General features: G+C 41.3%; 17 protein-coding genes and 1 pseudogene. 5 read left to right on the plus strand and 13 right to left on the minus strand.

The annotated features are described in order from the left end of the window. Positions 1 to 118: 118 nt before the first annotated feature. The gene (locus HCJ54_RS10925) at positions 119 to 967 is read right to left on the minus strand and encodes a GRP family sugar transporter (protein ID WP_187137648.1); all 849 of its coding nucleotides are present in this window, start codon (positions 965 to 967) and stop codon (positions 119 to 121) included. Between the two features lie 220 nt (positions 968 to 1,187). Between HCJ54_RS10925 and HCJ54_RS10930 the strand changes: the two genes are divergently transcribed. Further along, positions 1,188 to 1,472: an AbrB/MazE/SpoVT family DNA-binding domain-containing protein gene (locus tag HCJ54_RS10930; RefSeq protein WP_036060638.1), complete on the plus strand. Its 285-nt coding sequence runs from the start codon at positions 1,188 to 1,190 to the stop codon at positions 1,470 to 1,472. A 221-nt stretch (positions 1,473 to 1,693) separates the two neighbouring features. On the opposite strand, the gene HCJ54_RS10935 is transcribed toward HCJ54_RS10930, so the two are convergent. From HCJ54_RS10935 to HCJ54_RS10980, 10 genes and pseudogenes are all read right to left on the minus strand, one after another. Beyond that, positions 1,694 to 2,086 (minus strand): thioredoxin family protein, encoded by a 393-nt coding sequence (locus HCJ54_RS10935; RefSeq protein WP_187137649.1) that lies wholly within the window; start codon positions 2,084 to 2,086, stop codon positions 1,694 to 1,696. A gap of 1,797 nt (positions 2,087 to 3,883) precedes the next feature. Then, a pseudogene (locus HCJ54_RS15755) lies at positions 3,884 to 4,327 on the minus strand (hypothetical protein); the annotation flags it as partial. Positions 4,328 to 5,683: 1,356 nt separating this feature from the next. After that, positions 5,684 to 6,277, minus strand: a complete 594-nt coding sequence (locus tag HCJ54_RS10945) for a DNA-binding protein (protein WP_187137651.1) — start codon at positions 6,275 to 6,277, stop codon at positions 5,684 to 5,686. 239 nt (positions 6,278 to 6,516) lie between these two features. Next, entirely contained in the window at positions 6,517 to 7,398 is an 882-nt protein-coding gene (gene rsmI / locus HCJ54_RS10950; protein ID WP_187137652.1) for a 16S rRNA (cytidine(1402)-2'-O)-methyltransferase, read from the minus strand. A gap of 9 nt (positions 7,399 to 7,407) precedes the next feature. Further along, on the minus strand, positions 7,408 to 7,671 hold the full coding sequence (locus HCJ54_RS10955) for a GIY-YIG nuclease family protein (RefSeq protein WP_036067614.1): 264 nt from the start codon (positions 7,669 to 7,671) through the stop codon (positions 7,408 to 7,410). After that, positions 7,658 to 8,398 (minus strand): tRNA1(Val) (adenine(37)-N6)-methyltransferase, encoded by a 741-nt coding sequence (locus HCJ54_RS10960; RefSeq protein WP_187137653.1) that lies wholly within the window; start codon positions 8,396 to 8,398, stop codon positions 7,658 to 7,660. Before HCJ54_RS10960 ends, HCJ54_RS10955 begins: the two co-directional genes overlap by 14 nt. A gap of 52 nt (positions 8,399 to 8,450) precedes the next feature. Next, positions 8,451 to 8,840: a DNA replication initiation control protein YabA gene (yabA, locus tag HCJ54_RS10965; RefSeq protein ID WP_187137654.1), complete on the minus strand. Its 390-nt coding sequence runs from the start codon at positions 8,838 to 8,840 to the stop codon at positions 8,451 to 8,453. An 11-nt stretch (positions 8,841 to 8,851) separates the two neighbouring features. After that, complete coding sequence (locus HCJ54_RS10970) at positions 8,852 to 9,682, minus strand: PSP1 domain-containing protein (RefSeq protein ID WP_036067620.1); 831 nt, start codon at positions 9,680 to 9,682, stop codon at positions 8,852 to 8,854. Positions 9,683 to 9,687: 5 nt separating this feature from the next. Then, the gene (gene holB, locus HCJ54_RS10975) at positions 9,688 to 10,680 is read right to left on the minus strand and encodes a DNA polymerase III subunit delta' (RefSeq protein WP_187137655.1); all 993 of its coding nucleotides are present in this window, start codon (positions 10,678 to 10,680) and stop codon (positions 9,688 to 9,690) included. 80 nt (positions 10,681 to 10,760) lie between these two features. Continuing rightward, the gene (locus HCJ54_RS10980) at positions 10,761 to 11,255 is read right to left on the minus strand and encodes a dual specificity protein phosphatase family protein (protein WP_187137656.1); all 495 of its coding nucleotides are present in this window, start codon (positions 11,253 to 11,255) and stop codon (positions 10,761 to 10,763) included. Positions 11,256 to 11,497: 242 nt separating this feature from the next. Between HCJ54_RS10980 and HCJ54_RS10985 the strand changes: the two genes are divergently transcribed. Both HCJ54_RS10985 and allB read left to right on the plus strand, forming a co-directional pair. Beyond that, complete coding sequence (locus HCJ54_RS10985) at positions 11,498 to 13,006, plus strand: allantoin transporter (RefSeq protein WP_187137657.1); 1,509 nt, start codon at positions 11,498 to 11,500, stop codon at positions 13,004 to 13,006. Further along, a complete protein-coding gene (gene allB / locus HCJ54_RS10990; protein ID WP_187137658.1) occupies positions 12,996 to 14,369 on the plus strand; it encodes an allantoinase AllB in 1,374 nt (457 codons plus the stop codon). The genes HCJ54_RS10985 and allB overlap by 11 nt, the downstream gene beginning before the upstream one ends. A gap of 80 nt (positions 14,370 to 14,449) precedes the next feature. On the opposite strand, the gene HCJ54_RS10995 is transcribed toward allB, so the two are convergent. Continuing rightward, the gene (locus HCJ54_RS10995) at positions 14,450 to 14,866 is read right to left on the minus strand and encodes a YusW family protein (RefSeq protein ID WP_185409443.1); all 417 of its coding nucleotides are present in this window, start codon (positions 14,864 to 14,866) and stop codon (positions 14,450 to 14,452) included. A 206-nt stretch (positions 14,867 to 15,072) separates the two neighbouring features. On the opposite strand from HCJ54_RS10995, the gene HCJ54_RS11000 reads away from it, so the two are divergent. Then, on the plus strand, positions 15,073 to 15,402 hold the full coding sequence (locus HCJ54_RS11000) for a PadR family transcriptional regulator (protein ID WP_036067634.1): 330 nt from the start codon (positions 15,073 to 15,075) through the stop codon (positions 15,400 to 15,402). After that, positions 15,395 to 15,775 carry a DUF1700 domain-containing protein gene (locus HCJ54_RS11005; protein ID WP_185409444.1) on the plus strand — a complete coding sequence of 127 codons (381 nt, stop codon included), beginning with the start codon at positions 15,395 to 15,397 and terminating at the stop codon, positions 15,773 to 15,775. The genes HCJ54_RS11000 and HCJ54_RS11005 overlap by 8 nt, the downstream gene beginning before the upstream one ends. A gap of 146 nt (positions 15,776 to 15,921) precedes the next feature. Here HCJ54_RS11005 and HCJ54_RS11010 read toward each other — a convergent pair whose 3' ends face one another. Then, complete coding sequence (locus HCJ54_RS11010) at positions 15,922 to 17,112, minus strand: Ig-like domain-containing protein (protein WP_187137659.1); 1,191 nt, start codon at positions 17,110 to 17,112, stop codon at positions 15,922 to 15,924. Positions 17,113 to 17,127 lie beyond the last annotated feature (15 nt).

Genomic DNA, 17,127 nt, shown 5'->3' on the forward strand with positions numbered 1-17,127 from the left:
CGGTGTTAAATTCACAATTACCTTCTATTATATCATTTTCTACACAAAACAAAATACCGCGAGCCCGAAAAATTTTAAAAAGGCAGCGCAGAATTTTCTCCTGCACTGCGGAATTTCATTATTTTGTAAAACCGATCATGAATCCACCGGCGCTGACTAAAATAATTCCGATGATGACTAAGATTAATTCGCGCTTGGTTTTCTTCTCACCAAGTAGTAAAATCCCGCCAAGCGTCGAGATGACAACACCCATTTGTGATAAGGAGAAGCTAATCGCCACACCAATAACCGTATTAGAAATAAGTAACGCCAAGTTCCCAATACTCCAAATGACACCAGGAATAATGCTAAGCCATGTTTCTTTTAAAAAGAAAGTTTTCCGGTCTTTGAATGAAAAAACCACTGCAGCAAGCGCCATCCCAACTGCTTGCGGCAAAATCGCTTCCCATCCGCTAATGTCGAAAGCTTTCAGAATAACGACATACGCCACATAGCCCAAAGAGGAGATGATAAGGGCAACCATTCCTTGTTTCATGTTGCTCCCCTCTGATTTATGTTGCTGATAAGACGTCATGAAAATCCCGATGATAATAAAAATCAAGGCAGAAAAACCGAGCACTAATTTCGCGGTAGTGCCCCATTCTTGAAATACAAAAACGCCAAACAGGGAGGTCCCAACAAGTTGCATCCCAGTTGACAGTGGCATTGCTTTGGATACCCCGATATGGGTAAACGCCCGGAACTGGTTCAGCTGCCCTACTGTCCAAAAGATCCCTGAGACAAAACTTACGAGTAATATTGTCATTGTGAAGTGTGGTGTCGAATAAAAATACATACCGATAGCAAAAATAAGTGCACCAAACGTGACACCTAGCGTTTGCTGATATGGTTTACCGCCAATTTTAGAAACGACAAGCGGCATGATTCCCCACATTACCGCTGGAATAAGTGCAATTAAAATATCCATCAAAAAACTCCTTTTCAACTCTATATATCGCGCACTTTTCCCTAAAAAATAAAATTTGCAATTGTGCAACTTTTATTTTAGAAATAGCGCTCCAACTAGGTTTATACCCTTTTTTCAGCACAATAATCATTTTTTTTGTATTTATTGATATTTTCATCTAGCTTTTTTAGGAAATTCTTGGTATTATAGGTAGTAGACCACAGAGTTAGGAGGTAAGAATATGAAATCTACAGGTATGGTAAGAAAAATTGACGAACTAGGACGCATTGTAATCCCAGTTGAAATTCGTCGTAACCTAGGCGTTGCTGTTAAAGATGCTTTAGAAATTTACATCAATGAAGATGAAATTATCCTAAAGAAATATACAGCTAGCAACCTTTGTGATATCACTGGTGAGTTTTCCGATCAAAACAAACAAGTTGTTGACGGTAAATTAACACTTAGCCGTGATGGAGCTGAGAAATTAGTAGCTGACATCCGTCGTCAATTCGGCGATGATATCTAAAATCTACAACTAAAGAAAGTATCCTATTTGAAAGCGTGCTAGCCTCAAATAGGATGCTTTTTTGTGTGGGTTCTTATGAAGCGTACTTTGATGCGTTGGATCCACAATGTAGATAATACACACAGAAAAAAGAGCTGATACATAAGAGAAATCCTTAGATCCACAAATGTCCCAACTCTTACCTGTAAAAAAATATACAGAGTCAACTCTTTATATTGCAATTACTTCATAAATTTTATTATATCTTGTTCAGTTCTGGCATCAATTAAAGCCGATATTACTTTTCCGTTCTTTACTTTCGCAAGATAAGGGATTCTATCTACATTATATTCAGCCAATACTTTATCAAAATCATTATCTTCTCTATGTTCATCTGTATTGTAATAGAGCACCTTCATTTCTTTTTCCTTGACTACGCTATCAAGTTTTGGTTGGAATTTTTGACAATACGGACATGTTGGTCTTCCGAAGTATACATATGCCGTTTCTTGTTTCTCCTCTTTTAATAATGACGTTATTTCATCCGATTTTTCAATTTCTATAATTCCTACATCACTGCACCCTGCTAATACAATCAATAATATGACTGACATTATAATTGTTAACTTTTTCAATTTAAACTCCCTTTTCTACATGTCTAATTATTTTTTATTGAAGTACAAAACGGATCAAGTCAATAATCCACAAGACTACCTTTGCTATTGTATAAACAAAACTAATTGCACAACCTATGTCAATCCATTTTTTTGTACTCTGTGTGTTTTTTCTATTCGAAATAAATACATAGATAGCTAAAATAACTCCTAATGGAATAATCACTGATAATATCAATAATACGATTCTCCATGTTATTGTTTTATCCATAGCTTAAAAATCACCATTCCATTTCTATAATGATTCTATCCACTCCCAAGTGTACATACCATACATGAATATCGGAATACTTAAGAACATTATTATATTAGCCACAATTAGTACCTTGGACTTGACTGCCATTGCAAAACCAAAACCTAGCGCAGATAATGGTATACTTGTAATAAATAACAATGGTAATAATGATGTGGGTGATACCCAGTCTTGAAAAGCTGTACTTGGTAAATAGGAGCATACACTTAGGAAAACACAGCTAGCTGACATTATTTTCAATGTTTTTTCACTTCTTTTATTCATAATTATGCCCAAGGTTTACATGGAGCATACTTGAAATATGTTTTAACTGCGTACGCTGCCAACCTTTCCTTCCATTTCATTTTTTTTGCGTACTGATCAATTCTTTTAATCAACATTTTATCACACGAACATGCAAAGTATCCTCGATCAGCGTAGCACAAATCATGTGATTTACAAATTGAATCTAAGTAATCTATCGGTTTACCACCACCGTGTTTTGGCCCACACCAATTCCCATATACTTTCCAACCTCTTGCTTGTGCTCCTCCATCCGCGTCAGCTTGCTGACTTTGACTGAATGTATTAAGCACATCGGCTACTTCTGATGTTATTTCTGACACCCCACTGTTAGCTAATTTTTGGCTATTCACCATTACATTACCGTCTTCACCATATATCAAATATGGTTCTAATTCTTTTTCCACTTGTTCATACTCAGCTTGAGTTTCTGGATCAATCGTCTCATCAGCTGGTTCAATACTAACTGTTTCATTTTGACTAAACGCTATCGTTTTACCTTCATCATCATACGCGGTGACTCTACTAAAATATGCATTGTTCCCTGCATAGTTACTACTATTCAACGCGTACACCTCACTTGGGGTAAGAGACAAATTTTCTCCAGTGTTATCCATATGAAGAATGCCTTTCCCCTCTGCTATTTCAGCTTTCGTTGGCCAGATGAATTGATTTTCCGAATGCCATTCAGTATTTTTCTTTACATCATATGCAATATAGTTTAGTCCATTGAAAATCCAAAATTTATATCCAGCAGCTAGCATCATTTCATCCCAATAAACATCCATTAATCCATCTTCTTGATTAATACCTGCCACTGAAATAGTTAAATTTGGTATACTATCAAAAGGCATTGTCGTTGTTCCAGCATCAGAAACCGGACTCTCACCATTTTCAAAAACCGCAATCACACGTATATAATAAAATAAACGGTCACTATAATTCACCTTCGGGTTTTCTTTGTTTGCTGCAGTATATGTCTTCATAGGATCCATTGGCAGTTCACTACCAGTTCCATTGACATGCAGTTGATAGTTACCATTCGCGATTTCTTCGTTGGATGCCCACAATTTCTTCCCTTTGGTACTCCAGTTGGTCGTTTTACCAACATTTACGTATTGATAGTTATACCCATTAAAAAGACCAATTTTATAAGAAACTGCATCAGGTACAGCCTTCCAATCCACATTTAGATAACCCGTATGCTTATCATTTTCTGTGCGATGACTCGTTACTGTCGGTTTGGTCATTTGTTCCATTGGCATTGTCGCATCGGTAATATCCGATGTTGGACCGTCTCCCCACGGATAAACCGCTAGGATACGCACAATATATTTTTTCTGATTACGAAGACCAAACGTGCTCCCTGCTTGGTATCCATTCTCGTACAACGCGCGTGGATCACTCGCAAATTCCACGCCTTTGCCATCTTGGTGAAACTTATATTGTTTATTTGCTATTTCAGCCTGTGTTGGAAATATCTTCTTCCCTTTCGTCGACCAGTTCGTCACATTCCCTGTATTGAAATATTCATAGTTGTAGCCGTTGCTAATCACTACTTTATAATCAATAGCACCTGCTACCGCCTGCCAAGAGATATCCATGTGACCAGTACCTGTTCCAGCACCACTTGATACCGTTTTGATCGTTGATTTCTCTGGTTTCGCGGGTAATGTTTCTGGTGGCATAACTGCCTCCGTAATATCGGATGTTGGGCCATCTCCGCTAGCATAGATGGCTAAAATACGGACAATATATTTCTTTTGTCCACGCAATGTCCAGGTCGTTCCTGCTTTAAACGTATTTTCGTAGAGCTGTGTCGGATCATTCGCAAACTCCATTCCCTTGCCATCTGTGTGGAAGCGATACAATCCTTTGTCTAACTCTGCTTTGGTAGGGAAAATACCTTTGCCTTTCGTCGTCCATGATGTCACATTTCCTACTGAAAAATACTCATAGTTATAGCCATTTCCAATGATGACTTTATAACCCGTTGCACCAGGCATCGCTTTCCACGATAAATTCATGGCGCCTGTACCTGTGCCAACACCGTTCGATACGGTTTTGATTGTTGCTTTTTCTGGTTTATCCGCAACGCTTCTTGCTCTTCTTACTCCCTCATAGTAAGGATCTGTCCAATCCCCATCTTCCTTCACGGAAGGGACCTCTGCCACTTGAGTGTCTTGCTGTTCCTTTTCCGTTTTCTCTTCTACAACATCTGTTTTTTCTGGTGTGCCTTCTACTGTTGTTTCTGCTGGAGGCACTTCTTGTTCCGCATACGGTTCGTATGCTGGAATCGTAGACACGATCATTGCCATAACGATCAAGACGACAAGCCATCGTGATAGTACTTTTTTCATTCATTGACTCCCCTTTTATATTGGTATTTGAACTTCCTTTTATTGTATCTTTTTTCATTCCGAATAGCTGTGTACAAATTAAGAAATTCCACCTAAAAGAAGATGAGAGATAACGCTTTCTTTTTGAGTTGGTAGGCGTTTCTTCACCCATAGCGCTTACGTGCATTCAACAAAAAAGACACATGCCGCCTTTATGCCTTATTTTCGGTTATGCGCGCAATATGTAACAAGGGCATCACAAATGTACTTTGGTGATACTCCCTTTCAGCGATCTTCACCTAAAAAGAAACACTCGATTGATCACCATAATCCTACACTCCTACCCAACTTTTTAAGATATAGTTCGACGCCCATTTGGGGCATACCCTTATCCGACATTTGATCTATGCTACAAGGCTATGTACGGATCGGATCCTACTATACATAAGGAATGGCGCCAAAATTATAAGTTTTGACACCACAAAAAAATGGTACTACGCGTGCCTCCATTTCACTTTTCATATATAGACTTAAAATCAATAAGTGTAATTTAACTTAGAAAATTGACGCCATTTAAATGCCAAAAATCCAAATAACCCCTTTTCCTTAAAATACTCGAATATGGGGGATTTGTTCCTTGTCACAAAGCCTATTACCTTTTTTGAAATCTGTAATAACCCATCTTTATTTTTCTATGACTACGAATGAGGTTAATTCTGAGATTTTGGCGTCTTTTTTGTTGCTTTTGAAGGTGAAGATGTCGGAGTAGTAGACGTGTTTTCCTTGTTTATCGGTGACGGTTCCATGCGAGGAGCCTTCTTTGCCGTGAGTTAGGAGCGTCTGGATTTCTAGTGTGCTGATTTCTTGGAGGTGGGCTAAGACTTCTGTAATGAACGCTTCTCGACCTTTTATTTGGAACTCTCCTGCTACATTCCAGATGAAGTTCTCTTCTAGTAAGTCTTCCAGTATGGCTCGATCGCCTGAGGCTGCTGCAATAAGATAGTCTCGGATTATGCGTTTTTTAGGTGCATTGTCGCATTCAATATCACATAATACTGCAAAATCTACAGCCGGTGCCATGCTGTTCTGTGGGGATTCTTTGAACGTTAATCCTTGTTCTATCAAGGCTTCTCCCAAGATGCGGACTGCTTTCGGCCCAACCCCGTGTATTTTTAAAAGGGTTTTTTCGTCGTGCGCTGCAACTTGCTCTAGTGTTGTGATGTTGATTGTTTGTAATGCCCTCGTCGCTGGTTTGCCAATGCTAGGTAACATTGTCATTGTAACTCCTCCTTTTTCTTACTGATTCTATTATAGCAAGCGCAACCATTTTTATGCAAAAACTATGATGTGCTTATATGAATCCGCTCTGATGCTTGTTCTTTCTGTTGTATCCATTTATTCCACTTGGTATTTTCTTAGCCATATGGACATTGATTTATAGCGTGAAGGCGCTGAATAATAACAAAAAATCGTCAACCCTGATTTGCGCTGGGCTGGCGATTTTCATTTCCATCTATTTATAGCTCGTGATAAGCCTGGTAAACTTCGCGTTTTGGGAGTTGGCGGGTTTTCATGACTTGTTTGATCGCTTCTTTCGCGGACACCGATTCATCTTCCATAACTTTTTCGACGTGTTCTTTGATCGGGATGCCCATCCACCAAACTTCTTCGTCTTCGCTTGGTGCTTCTTCGTTTCCTTCGACAATAACGCAAAATTCACCGCGGATTTCGGTTTCTTTTGCCCATTCCAGCGCTTCTTCGATCGTTCCTCGCAAAAATTCTTCGTACTTCTTCGTCAACTCGCGACATAATACGATTTTGCGGGTGCTTCCAATTACTTTGTTCATCGCTTTTAAAACTTCTTTCAGGCGATGCGGGGATTCGTAAATAATCCATGTTTCTTCGCGTCGGTTTAAGAGGCCCAGTGCTTCTTCCCGGTCTTTATTGCCACGCGGTAAAAAGCCGTAAAAGAAGAACGGTTGTGGTGCTAGGCCTGACGCGATGAGGGCAGTGAGCGCGGCATTGGCGCCCGGAAGTGGCACAACCGTTATGCCTGCTTCGATTGCAGCGCCTACTAGTTCGTAACCTGGGTCAGATATCGATGGCATCCCTGCATCACTCACGACCGCAATCGTTGTTCCAGTCTGTAATTTCTGGATAAGCTCATCTTGACGTGTCGTTTTATTATGTTCATGATAACTGACCATTTTTGTATGTATGTCAAAATGATTGAGTAACTTAATCGTGTTACGTGTATCTTCCGCTGCGATCAGGTCCGCTTCTTGCAAAATTCGAATCGCACGCATCGTCATGTCTTCTAAATTGCCAATCGGTGTTGGTACCAGATACAGCGTTCCTTTTGCATCACCTGTTTCAGTAAAGCTTTTTTGGCTTTTCATATCGTGAGCTCACTCCTTATTGTCTTGTAAATACTGATCTTTATCTTTGCGTGGTAACTTTTTGAAGGCGGCTTCGGCTTTGGTTGCCGCAGAGCGTGTCGCGAAACATTCGGAATGAATCACTCGAACTGGGCGTCGGTTTCGCGTATATTTGCAACGTATCCCGGCGTTGTGTTCGGCCTCCCGGCGCGCTACATCTGTCGTATAACCGCCGTAATAGGAACCGTCCTTGCAGGCCAATACATAAAAATAATGCGTATCACTCTTTGCCATATAGTAACTCCCTCACTTGCGCCGTGTACTCACCGTCTGCGGTTTGCGTGATGATTGGCGGTAAATATTTCACACCTGGCTTGCCGCCTTTCGTGCCTTCAATTAGAATCGTGTTTGCTTCTCGTTCTATGCGCGGATGCACAAATTGGATTCGTTTTGGTTCGAGGCCGTATTCCCGCATGATATCGATGATTTCAAGCAAGCGCTCTGGACGATGTACAAAACTTGCCTTGCCGCCTTGCTTCAACAAATCCGCCGCAACTTGAATCGTATCGCGCAATGTGCAATGTACTTCATGCCGAGCGATGCGCAAATGCTCGTTTTCATTTTTGACGTGCGTCGAATCCATCGCGAAATACGGCGGATTACAGATCACAAAACCATTTTTCCCTTTTCCGAGAATCGGCACGACTTCCCGTAAATCTTGCTGCAAAATTTCAATCTGATCCGCAAGGCTATTATAGGCGATGCTGCGACTCGCCATATCTGCGAGCCGTTCTTGAATTTCCACGCCAATAATCGGTACTTTTGTCCGCGAACTGATGAGCAGTGGGATGATTCCGTTGCCACTACACAAATCGATGATGCGTCCACCTTTTTGATACGGTATATAGCTGAACCTTGCCAGTAACACCGCATCCAAAGAGAAGGAAAACACCGACGGGCTCTGAATAATGCGCAAGTCCTCCGCTAATAAATGGTCTAATCGCTCATCTCCAATTAACATCTAAATCACCTCTAAAAAATGGCCCCCTCTTTATATAAGAGAAAGCCGCGTTTTACTTTTTATTTAATAACGACATGCAGAATAGACAATCTTCATCGTTTCCACGTGGGCTTCCAAAATGCACATTGCAAATATGGAAGCCTTCTTTATACAGTTTGACTAGATTGTCGTAACCTTCGCCAACTTCAATCATTTGGCGCATCGCTTCTTTGCGAGCTGGTGCCATCGCGCCAAGTTCTTGTTCTGCTGGAACTAGGCTCACATGTTGCTTGCCATCCAGTTCTTCTAAACGACGACGCAAATGTTCATTTTCTAGGTTTAAGCGATTGTTCTCTTCTAACATCTCGCCTAAGTTTTGTTTTAAGTCGCCAAGTTGTTGGTATAACTCGCCGATTTGTTCTTCCATATTACTGACTGAATCAAAGAGCGCTTTTTTGTCCATCGGCGTTCACCTCATGACTTCGCGGTTGCTTTTGAAAAGGCATTAAAGGGACGTAATTCTTCTAATGCATATTCAATGACCGCGTCTTGATCTGGTAATCTAACTTGCATAATTCGGCCAAGCAGATTAATGCCCACAACCCGCGCCTTGCCATCTGGTGTGACAACGCTTTGGCCTACATCAGGCATTTCTTTCTTCGCCGCTTCGTATTCATCGTTCTCATACTTCAAACAACACATTAAACGACCGCAAAGGCCAGAAATCTTCGTCGGATTCAGCGATAAATTCTGATCTTTCGCCATTTTGATCGACACTGGTTCAAAATCTCCTAAAAACGTCGAACAACACAGCATCCGGCCACATGGACCAATCCCGCCGAGTAATTTCGCTTCATCTCGTACACCGATTTGGCGCAATTCAATTCGCGTCCGGAAAATCGACGCCAAGTCTTTCACAAGCTCCCGGAAATCGACGCGCCCTTCAGCAGTGAAGTAAAAAATAATTTTATTACGATCAAATGTATAATCAACATCCACTAAGTTCATCTCAATGTTGTGTTCATGAATCTTCTCGTCACAGAGTAGAAAAGCGCGCTGACAGGATGCCGCATTCTCCTCTACACATTTATAATCTGCGTCTGTTGCAACACGTATCACTCGTTTTAGAGGCATAACAACATCCTCTTCATCGACGTCACGCGGAGCAATAACTGCTTTCCCAAACTCAATTCCTTGTGCGTTTTCAACAATAACACCCTGGCCCTCTTTGATCGTGAGCTTCTCGGGCGAAAAATAATATATTTTACCGGCTTCTTTAAATCGAACGCCTACAATTTTTGGCAATTAGACTACCTCCCTTGAATTTTGAGTACGAGCTGCTCCATTAATAGTTGTGTATTCATATTGGAATCTAGTTTGCGCTTGGCTTCTAGGATAATTTCCATTTCAGCAGTCGTATCTGTGAGTGACTTCCGTAAGATGCCTTGTTTTAGCATCGGTTCTTGTTCCATACAAATCGGACGATAATCGTCGTTTAGGGACAGATGCAGGCGGTCACGGTACAAAAGTAGCAACATTTCTAAGCCCAGATGTAACTGCGGCTTATCTTTAAAAACAGGCATCCACGATTCATGAATGAGCAAAATAGGATCTACACCCTGATGATGTAGCCCTTCGTATAGTTTCACCGTCACATTGCGCGCTTCGGCAAACCACTCATCTTCATTCCAAACGAGCGCCTGCTCTGCATTTCCAGCAACACTGGCTAACACGCGTGCCTTCTGCTCCAAAACACCTTGTGCGATTAAGCTACTAACAAATGCTTCAAACGGCAAAGCCCGAAAGCTAACTGGCTGCAGCCTTGACTGAATCGTTGGTAAGATCTGTTGCGGATTTGCGGTAAGGAATAAAATCAACATCCCACCATCTGGTTCTTCTATAAATTTAAGCAAAGAATTGGCAGATTGGACTGTCATCTTATCAGCGCTATCGATAATCAAAACCTTGCGATCCGATTCCATACCGCGCTTAGATAACTCCTGCTTCAATTCCCGTACTTGATCAATTTTGATACTGTTGCCATCTGGTTCTAGCCAATGAACATCGGGGTGGTTATCATTTTCGATTCGCAGACAATTATTGCACGTGCCACAAGCAAGTTCCCCGTCGCTCTTCTCCAAGCAAAAACGAGTCTGGGCAAGCCACTTAGCCGTGCGCTTCTTACCAGTTCCACGCGCGCCTTCTAGCAAATAACCATGTGCCAACCGATCTGTCAGAATACTTTTGATGAACAATTGCATCGCGATCGGTTGCATCGCTTGCAGATCAGCTTGTCGTCCCACGAAAAACCCCCTCCAATCATTTCTCTACATTATAACATGACAGGCAAGGTTGTGGCGCTAATTTAGCTAAAAAAGTTGGTTTAAAATTCTTCGCCTCGCATTATCGCAAGAACACGTGTATTCGGTAAGTAACGCTTGATTTCGCGCAGTTTGGCGTATGTTTCCAAGTCATCCGTATATTCCGCCAGCTGCATTGCCACAGCGCTACTTCGACTTACACCGGCGTTGCAATGCACGACAATTTGGCTGATTTCATCGAATTGGTCCACAAAATCGTGAATAATTTCGGCATGCTTTTTATTGAAAAGCATCATTTCGTCGGATTCTTTTTTACTCAACCCCCAATAATCGTCTTCTTCATTAATGTCGTTGAAGTTGATCTCCAGAATCCCCTGATATTGGCCAGGATCTTTTATCTTTGCAAACGCTTTATCTTTATCAGCAATGCGAATCATAATCGGTGCTTTTCCAATTGGATCAAACGAGGTTGCAATTACTTCTGGTAAGGCAATGATGGGCAATGTATATGGATCAAAGTCAATTTGACGATGTTTCTCATTAATATAATTAGCCACTTTTCTCACTCTCCTCATTCACCGAGCAGCTTTTTCTCACTCTTTCATTCTAGCATTTATTTGCGAATTCCCCTACTGTTAACGCCTTATTTTTGTGATCTATTTCACCTTGTCTAAAACAGACAAACGATTTTAAAACTTTATATGAAACGTCTAAGGAAATACATTTAGCGACATGCTATATTTAAATTAAAGAAAGCGTTTTCTTGCTATATATAAACAAAAAGGAGGAAAAAAACGATATGGTTCAGGTGGATAATGCACAACTAGAAAAATATAAGTCTCGTGGTTATAGTGATGACTTACTGCCTAAAACAGAGAACAAGCGGACATGGGGTACGTTTAACTATTTCACATTGTGGATGGGTTCTGTACATAACGTTCCTAACTATGTGGCGGTTGGGGGATTTCTGATCCTCGGGCTTTCCACCGTTAGTATCATGGCAGCCATTATTGTAAGCGCCTTTATTATCGCTGCGGTGATGGTGTTAAATGGCGCGGCCGGATCGAAATACGGCGTACCTTTCGCGATGATTCTGCGAGCTTCTTACGGGGTTCGTGGCGCACTTTTCCCAGGTATTCTGCGGGGATGCGTGGCGGCGATCATGTGGTTTGGTTTGCAATGCTACGCGGGATCACTCGCCTTTTTGATCTTAATCGGTAAAATTTGGCCTGGATTTTTGGAGATTGGAGGTGGGGCTAGCATTCTGGGGATTACGATTCCTGGTTTGATTGCATTCCTGCTTTTCTGGGCGGTCAATGTTGCGATTGGTTTTGGCGGCGGCGGCGTTTTAAACAAGTTTACCGCGATTCTCAATCCATGTATTTACATCGTGTTCGGCGGGATGGCCATTTGGGCGATTTATTTAGCAGGATTCGGCAATATCGTGAATTACGTACCATCTAATGTCCAAACTGGTGGGAATTCCATTTTCTTATTCCTCGTCGTGATTAATGCGGTTGTTGCTGTTTGGGCAGCGCCGGCAGTCAGCGCATCCGACTTCACACAAAATGCAAAAAATTTCAAATCACAAGCAGCTGGTCAGACGTTCGGTCTTGCCGTAGCTTATGTACTCTTCGCTATAGCCAGTGTCTGTATCTTAGCAGGCGCGAGTATTCATTACGGTACGGAAACTTGGAATGTGCTCGACATTGTGCAAAAATGGGACAGCTTATTTGCATCGATTTTCGCCGTCCTCGTTATTCTGATGACAACGATTTCAACGAACGCGACAGGGAATATTATTCCGGCAGGATACCAGATTGCTGCGATTTTCCCGAAGAAGTTGACGTATAAGCATGGCGTTATGATTGCGAGTATTATTAGCGTCTTGATTTGCCCGTGGAAATTGATGGAGAATCAGGCGAGTATTTACTTATTCCTCGATATTATCGGTGGCATTCTTGGCCCAGTTATTGGCGTGATGCTAGCCCATTATTTCATCATTATGAAGCGCCAAATCAACTTGGATAGCCTCTACACAGAGCCTGGTCAATTTTCATATTACAAAAATGGTTTTAATTCGCTCGCCTTCGTGGTGACCATCGTTGCCGTGATTGTGTCGCTTAGTGGTAAATTCATCCCTGTCTTGGAGCCAGTTTCCAGACTTTCATGGTTTGTCGGTGTGATTGTCGCTTTCGGCGCTTATGCCGTGTTCGCCTCACTTCACCGCAAGAAAAATCCATCGTTTTATGATGAAAATACAGAAGTTCATATTAAAAACATAGGAGTTGAAGGAAATGAGTTATGATTTAATTATCAAAAATGGAAAAGTGATTTTAGACACAGAAGCGGTAGTAACAGATGTGGCAGTAACGAAAGGGAAAATCGTGGCCATTGGTGCAGATCTTGGCGAGGCGAAGGAAGTCATCGATGCAAGCGGTCTCGTCGTTTCCCCAGGTATGGTTGACGCGCATGTGCACATTTCTGAACCAGGTCGTACGGAATGGGAAGGCTATGAAACGGGCACAAAAGCAGCTGCAAAAGGTGGCGTAACTTCGTTCATCGAAATGCCACTCAACCAATTACCAGCAACGATTGACCGTGAATCTCTAAATCTCAAATTTGATGCCGCAAAAGGTAAACTTAGCGTCGATGTAGCGCTTTTTGGTGGCCTTGTTCCGCATAATTTAGATCGCCTGAACGAACTAAACGAAGATGGCGTCGCGGCTTATAAGTGTTTCCTAGCAACGTGTGGCTTTGACGGCGTCGATAATGATTTCCGCAACGTAGACGACTATTCCTTCTTTGCCGGTATGCAAAAAATCGCAAAAATGGACAAAATTCTAGCAATCCATGCTGAAAATGCGTTAATCTGCGATGAATTAGGCAAAGTTGCCCAAGCAGAAGGCAAAACATCCGCAAAAGATTATGTGGCATCACGCCCAGTTTTCACTGAAGTAGAGGCTGTTCGTCGCGCCATTTATCTTGCTAAAATCGCTGGTTGCCAAATTCATATTTGCCATTTGAGCACTCCAGAAGGCGTAGAAGAAGTAACTCGTGCTCGTAACGAAGGTCAAAAAGTAACGTGCGAATCGTGCACGCATTACTTCGCGATTGACGAAGAGCAATTCGAAACGATTGGCACAACCGCGAAATGTGCCCCGCCGCTGCGTGATAAAGCGAATCAAGATCGTCTCTGGGAGAAACTTTTTGCAGGTGAAATTGATTTTGTCACGTCGGATCACTCGCCTTGTCCACCAGATATGAAGATCGGCAACGCATTTACAGCTTGGGGTGGCATTTCTGGATTGCAAAACAACGTCGATATCATGTTCGATGAAGCCGTACAAAAACGCGGCATGGCGCTGACTCAATTCGCGAAATTGATCGCGTCGAACCCAGCCGATCTATACAAGTTAAGCAACAAGGGCCATATCGCCATTGGCAAAGACGCTGATTTCGCGCTAATCCAACCAAATGCGCCGTACACGCTTGCAGCAGAAGACTTGGAGTATCGCCATAAAGTCAGCCCGTATATCGGTCGTACAATTGGTGCACAAGTCGTCGCAACAGTACTTCGCGGTTCGGTGATTTATGATAAAGAAAATGGCGTACGCGATACACATGAAGGCGCGTTTGTTCTTCAAAATGCAAAAGAAACCGTTCAATAAGAAAACAAAAATAGGAGAATAATCCAAGTTTAATTCATTTAAACCTCGATTATTCCCCTATTTTTTATTATCTTGGTTGATTATCTTTCAATCTCAAATGCTACACGTTTGTTGTTCTTTAATTTCGCCTCAAAATCGAATTCTTGATAACGCGTAGACAGTTTGTATGTTTTTAGAATATGGTTCACGATCTGTGCGCGTGTTTTACCCGTTACATTATATGTGGCAAACGCTTTGTCGATTTCTGTTTGAGCTGCTGCTCCGCGTAATTTTTTACGTGTGAAATCATTTTCGAATTCTACTTCCACGCGACCGTTTGATTTTACTTCAAACTCGAAATCTAGTTCTTGACGACCATAGTCTACCGATACTTCTACTTTTTTATAAAGATTCTTGGCTGTTGCTTTTGCTGCTGATGCTTCACTTGCTCCAAATCCTGAAAATCCTACGATCAATGCCATTCCACTTGCGATTGTTACTTTTGCTAATTTATTCATGTTCATTCTCCTTTGAAATATTATGAAGTATACTATTATGCAATGCATAGTACCTGTAAACAGCATAATACATGGACATTATTTTGTCAACCACAAATATTATATATACTACATACTAGCTAACAAGAGTATTGCTATTAAGCCTTAAACTTGCTATACTTATCACATATGATTGCACTGGAATAATTTTTTATTGGGGGATGAATATGAGCGTAACGACACAGTTTCGAAAAGGTGCGCTGGATATGTGTGTCCTTTTCATTTTACAGACGGATGATTTTTATGGATACGATTTGACGCAACAAATAAAGAAGCATATTCCAATTACCGAAAGTACGCTTTATCCTCTTTTACGCAGGCTTGTAAAAGAAGGTTATTGTGCAACGTATACGGTGGAATCGCCTACTGGTCCACAGCGGAAGTATTATCATATCACGCACCAGGGTCGCATTTTTTTAAAAGAGACATTGCAAGAATGGGATGAATTCACGGCAAGTATCGCAGCTTTACGAAAGGAGATAAATCCAAATGAATAGATCAGATTTTTTTGAAACGCTACATCATGGTCTGCGTTCATTACCGGAAGATGAACGTGCCAGTATTATCAAAGATTTGGATGAACACATTGCGATAAGTTTAGAGAACGGAATATCGGAAGCGGATGCCATTGCTTTGTTGGGTGATCCGAATGATATTATAGAGCAGTATGTACAAGGAGCTGTTGTGGTACCCAAGCGTGTGCAACAACCAATTATTCAAAAAGCCATGCCACAAGATGACCCGCCTCAAGTTCAGGTGGAAACAAAAACGGAGAAACCCGCAACCAAGCAGATTTCTCCGTTTAAAATAGTGCTAATTGCAGGTATGTGTTTTATTATATTGATGCTCCTCTTGGATGCGTTAGACTAAAAAAGCAACCTAAATTGATTTTGCGGTCATCAATTTAGGTTGCTTTTTGTTATGCGGTATTTTTTGATGTTCACTATTTTGGAATAGTAATTTTTTCATCATCTCAACCTTCTAACTCCCACTTCAACAAAAATCAAGAATTACCATCACATATACTTCCCGAATATAGCCACAATTTGATTATTTACGTCATAACCTTCTAGGAATCTATAAATTGGTCCATTAATGTTACTAATCGGATCTCCTCCGAAGTAATATCTAAATGTGCCATTCGTAAAAGTACCTGCACTTGGATATACTTTAGAGCCTGAATAAATACGCGTACGAACCACAGATCCGGTGTACGTACCATTTAAATAAGAGCTCCCAAAAGTATAGTTAGTAAATTTTATCGAATTCTTACTCTTATCGACTACTTTCACAACTTTTGTCTCACGAAGTCCTGTTCTAGAAACTTGAGTAATCGATACGTCGGTTCCTATATTTTGTTTTGGTGTATTTGCATTGAAAAAACCATCCTTGTGTGTATAAGCAGAACTAACAAGCTGACCATTTACGCGTATTTCTAGATCTGTCCATGGAGTCGCTTTTCCCATTAGCACCATGTTACCGTGCACCAATTCACTATCCGCGGAAGGGACATCGAATACTGTCATAGGAACAAGTTTATTCTTATCCAACGGGACTTCTCTACTATAGGCGTCACCCAAAGTTTGGAACATCACGGAATCATTCACACCACTATAGGCAGGTATGGAAACACGAAATTCTCCATTAGCTCCCACTATCGCTATACTTGGTGTAGCAGAACCTTTTCGTATAGTAACCGTAGCACCTGGTGTTCCAATACCTGTAACGAAAGTATCTCCAGCTTTTATATCCGTGGTCAATTGAAGATCAATTAGGTCAACGTCATCTACAAAATGATAATGCGTCACAGGACTTTTATCACCAGCACTGTTTATTTGGTACATATCAAAATCTTCACCTTCTTTGTGAAAAAGTGGAATTTCCACAAAACCAGAGGAATTTGTCATATATTCCCTTCCATTTACGATAACCTTTGTATTTGGTAAACCTTTGACCGGAACCTGGGCGATAACACTCAAGCCTGTAGAAGGTACTGGATGTTGTATAAACACCTTACCAATCTTCCCAGTAATTGTCGGGCGTGGGAGGACTTGACTCCGCTTTGTCATATCAGAAGCTCTCTCCGCCGCCTCAGCATGCACACCTGTGTCAAATTGGAAATTAAGTGGTGCAATCGTCATTATCATGGTCGAGGCTGCAATGATAACACCTATTTTTCTCAATTTTTCTTTGCTCACCATACTCATTCCTCTCTTTTTTCA

The sequence above is a fragment of the Listeria grandensis genome (assembly GCF_014322885.1).
GTDB classification, from domain to species: domain Bacteria; phylum Bacillota; class Bacilli; order Lactobacillales; family Listeriaceae; genus Listeria_A; species Listeria_A grandensis.

What these genes read in the sequence shown, in the direction of transcription:
- HCJ54_RS10925 (WP_187137648.1), bottom strand. Translation starts at nt 967, where the DNA reads ATGGATATTTTAATTGCACTTATTCCAGCGGTAATGTGGGGAATCATG.
- HCJ54_RS10930 (WP_036060638.1), top strand. Translation starts at nt 1,188, where the DNA reads ATGAAATCTACAGGTATGGTAAGAAAAATTGACGAACTAGGACGCATT.
- HCJ54_RS10945 (WP_187137651.1), bottom strand. Translation starts at nt 6,277, where the DNA reads ATGACAATGTTACCTAGCATTGGCAAACCAGCGACGAGGGCATTACAA.
- rsmI (WP_187137652.1), bottom strand. Translation starts at nt 7,398, where the DNA reads ATGAAAAGCCAAAAAAGCTTTACTGAAACAGGTGATGCAAAAGGAACG.
- HCJ54_RS10955 (WP_036067614.1), bottom strand. Translation starts at nt 7,671, where the DNA reads ATGGCAAAGAGTGATACGCATTATTTTTATGTATTGGCCTGCAAGGAC.
- HCJ54_RS10960 (WP_187137653.1), bottom strand. Translation starts at nt 8,398, where the DNA reads ATGTTAATTGGAGATGAGCGATTAGACCATTTATTAGCGGAGGACTTG.
- yabA (WP_187137654.1), bottom strand. Translation starts at nt 8,840, where the DNA reads ATGGACAAAAAAGCGCTCTTTGATTCAGTCAGTAATATGGAAGAACAA.
- HCJ54_RS10985 (WP_187137657.1), top strand. Translation starts at nt 11,498, where the DNA reads ATGGTTCAGGTGGATAATGCACAACTAGAAAAATATAAGTCTCGTGGT.
- allB (WP_187137658.1), top strand. Translation starts at nt 12,996, where the DNA reads ATGAGTTATGATTTAATTATCAAAAATGGAAAAGTGATTTTAGACACA.
- HCJ54_RS10995 (WP_185409443.1), bottom strand. Translation starts at nt 14,866, where the DNA reads ATGAATAAATTAGCAAAAGTAACAATCGCAAGTGGAATGGCATTGATC.
- HCJ54_RS11000 (WP_036067634.1), top strand. Translation starts at nt 15,073, where the DNA reads ATGAGCGTAACGACACAGTTTCGAAAAGGTGCGCTGGATATGTGTGTC.
- HCJ54_RS11005 (WP_185409444.1), top strand. Translation starts at nt 15,395, where the DNA reads ATGAATAGATCAGATTTTTTTGAAACGCTACATCATGGTCTGCGTTCA.
- HCJ54_RS11010 (WP_187137659.1), bottom strand. Translation starts at nt 17,112, where the DNA reads ATGAGTATGGTGAGCAAAGAAAAATTGAGAAAAATAGGTGTTATCATT.